The sequence below is a fragment of the Paenisporosarcina sp. P4_E4_2 genome (assembly GCF_056401595.1).
On the sequence record NZ_JBFUJC010000362.1, the window covers coordinates 1 to 3,081 of the forward strand.

Annotated in this window: 3 protein-coding genes; all 3 read left to right on the forward strand. The window is 39.2% G+C overall.

Going from position 1 to position 3,081, the window contains the following annotated elements; translation table 11 throughout:
* A partial coding sequence (locus AC1DSB_RS17110) for a riboflavin kinase (RefSeq protein WP_477587189.1) occupies positions 1–370 on the forward strand: 370 nt, incomplete at its 5' end.
* A 134-nt stretch (positions 371–504) separates the two neighbouring features.
* The gene (rpsO, locus tag AC1DSB_RS17115) at positions 505–774 is read left to right on the forward strand and encodes a 30S ribosomal protein S15 (RefSeq protein WP_016427593.1); all 270 of its coding nucleotides are present in this window, start codon (positions 505–507) and stop codon (positions 772–774) included.
* A 186-nt stretch (positions 775–960) separates the two neighbouring features.
* Positions 961–3,078 carry a polyribonucleotide nucleotidyltransferase gene (gene pnp, locus AC1DSB_RS17120; protein ID WP_477530999.1) on the forward strand — a complete coding sequence of 706 codons (2,118 nt, stop codon included), beginning with the start codon at positions 961–963 and terminating at the stop codon, positions 3,076–3,078.
* Positions 3,079–3,081 lie beyond the last annotated feature (3 nt).

The window sequence follows — 3,081 nt, forward strand, 5'->3', positions numbered from 1 at the left end:
GGGTGTCGTTGTTCATGGGGATAAACGAGGTCGTACAATCGGTTTTCCAACAGCGAATATACAGGCAAAAGAAGGGTCGTACATTCCAGCAACGGGTGTTTACGCCGTGCGCATGTTCATTCAAGACGAATRGGTGGATGGCGTTTGTAATGTAGGATATAAACCGACTTTTAAAAATCCGGATGAAAAAAAATTAACGATTGAAGTTCATTTGTTTAATTTTGATAAGAACATCTATGGAGAAGAAGTATCCTTGGATTGGTATCATCATATCCGGGATGAACGCAAATTTGATGGAATTGACTCCTTGAAACAACAAATTGAAAAGGATAAACAAACGGCCATTTCGTTTTTTCAAGAGTTGAAGTAACAGTTGCATATCCATCTAAACTGTGCTACTATTTTTAAGTGCATAGAGATATGCTTAACCGTTGCTTGGCAAGGCGATTCACCAACGCTTGCTCGGTAATTGGGGATATTATGAGAGTATTGGAGGTGAACCGGATGGCAATTACACAAGAACGTAAAAATGAACTTATCGCTGAGTATCGTACTCATGAAAGCGACACTGGTTCTGCAGACATTCAAATCGCTGTGTTAACAGAAGAGATTAATAACTTGAACGAGCATTTACGTACACACAAGAAAGATCACCACTCACGTCGTGGCCTATTCAAAATGGTAGGACGTCGTCGTAACTTGTTAAAATACTTACGTGAAAACGAAGTATCACGTTACCGTGACTTGATCGCTAAACTTGGTTTACGTCGATAAGATGCATTTTAGTGAAAGCGGGATTCGTCCCGCTTTTTCTTTATGTTCAAAAAGATTTCTTTGTATAGAACCAACTCTCAATGACAATTTTATAATTTATCGCATGATAAACGCTTTTTTGATACACTACTAATGATACATACAACTAAATTTAATAGGATTTTTAGTACGAGAGGAGTTCATTCAATGACAGAAAAACAAATTTTTAATTTCGAATGGGCAGGTCGTCCATTGCAAGTAGAAGTAGGCAAATATGCAAAACAAGCTAACGGTGCTGTTATGGTCCGTTACGGAGATTCTACAGTTCTTTCAACAGCTACTGCTTCAAAACATCCTAAGCCATTAGATTTCTTCCCACTTACATGTAACTATGAAGAGCGTCTTTACGCAGCAGGGAAAATTCCAGGTGGTTTCATTAAACGTGAAGGACGCCCATCAGAAAACGCAGTATTGACGAGTCGTCTAATTGACCGTCCAATTCGTCCGTTATTCCCTGATGGATTCCGTAATGAAGTTCAAGTTATTTCAATCGTTATGTCTAAAGATCAAGATTGCACGACTGAAATGGCTGCGATGTTAGGATCTTCTTTAGCATTATCTGTTTCTGATATTCCTTTCGATGGCCCGATTGCAGGCGTACAAGTAGGATTGATTGATGGTCAATTTATCATTAACCCTAATCAAGCACAATTGGCAGTTAGTACAATTGATTTAATTGTTGCTGGTACAAAAGAGGCAATCAACATGGTTGAGGCAGGGGCACTTGAAGTTCCTGAGGAAGTAATGTTGGAAGCGATTATGTTCGGTCATGAAGAAATCAAAAAATTAATCGCGTTCCAAGAAGAAGTAGTTGCGGTTATGGGTAAAGAGAAAACGGACATCAAACTTTTCGAGCTTGATGCTGAACTTTCTGCCGAAATTAGTGAAATGTGCGAAACAAAATTAAACAGTGCCATTCAAGTGTATGAAAAACATGCTCGCGAATTAGCAATCACTGAAGTTAAAGAAGAAGTTGTAGCGATCTACGTTGAACGTGAAGCTGATGAAGCAACACTAAAACAAGTTCGCCAAATTTTAGATAAAATGGTGAAAGAAGAAGTTCGCCGTTTAATTACAGAAGATAAAGTTCGTCCTGATGGCCGTAAATTAGATGAGATCCGTCCATTATCATCTGAGACAGGGATTTTGCCTCGTACTCATGGTTCTGGATTGTTTACTCGTGGGCAAACACAAGCACTTAGTATTGCTACTTTAGGTGCATTAGGCGATGTTCAAATCATCGACGGTTTAGGAATCGAAGAATCGAAACGTTTCATGCATCATTATAATTTCCCACAATTCAGTGTTGGGGAAACAGGACCTATCCGTGGACCAGGTCGTCGCGAAATCGGTCATGGTGCTTTAGGTGAGCGTGCACTTGTTGCTGTTATTCCTGATGAAAAAGATTTCCCATACACAATTCGTTTAGTTTCTGAAGTATTGGAATCAAACGGTTCTACTTCTCAAGCAAGTATTTGTGCATCAACTCTTGCCATGATGGATGCGGGTGTTCCAATTAAAGCGCCAGTTGCAGGTATTGCTATGGGTCTTATCAAGCGCGGTGAGCATTATTCTGTTCTTTCGGATATTCAAGGAATGGAAGATCACTTAGGTGATATGGACTTCAAAGTAGCCGGTACTGCTAAAGGTGTTACGGCACTTCAAATGGATATTAAGATTGATGGCTTGTCTCGCAGCATTTTAGAAGAGGCATTGACACAAGCAAAAATCGGCCGTATGCATATTTTAGATAGCATGATGGCAACAATTTCTGAACCACGCACGAATTTGTCTCAATATGCTCCGAAAATTATCATGATTAAAATCAATCCTGATAAGATCCGTGACGTTATTGGACCGGGTGGTAAGCAAATCAACAAAATCATCGATGAAACTGGCGTGAAAATCGATACAGAGCAAGATGGTACGATTTACATTTCTTCAATTGACCAAGAAATGAATGCACGTGCAAAAGAAATCATTGAAAATATCGTGCGCGAAGCAGCTGTTGGTGAATACTATATGGCTAAAGTGAAACGTATTGAAAAATTCGGTGCATTCCTAGAAATCTTCCCTGGTAAAGATGGACTACTTCATATTTCAGAAATCCAGGAAGAACGTACGAAAGCAGTTGAAGATGTTTTAAAACTTGGTGATGAAATGTTCGTCAAAGTTATTGAAATTGATAACCAAGGTCGCGTGAACTTGTCTCGTAAAATTGTCGTAAAAGAAGAAAAAGAAGCGGCAGAAAAAGAGCAAGCATAATAT

Excerpts from the sequence above, each read along its gene's own strand:
- rpsO (WP_016427593.1), top strand. The coding sequence starts at position 505 with ATGGCAATTACACAAGAACGTAAAAATGAACTTATCGCTGAGTATCGT.
- pnp (WP_477530999.1), top strand. The coding sequence starts at position 961 with ATGACAGAAAAACAAATTTTTAATTTCGAATGGGCAGGTCGTCCATTG.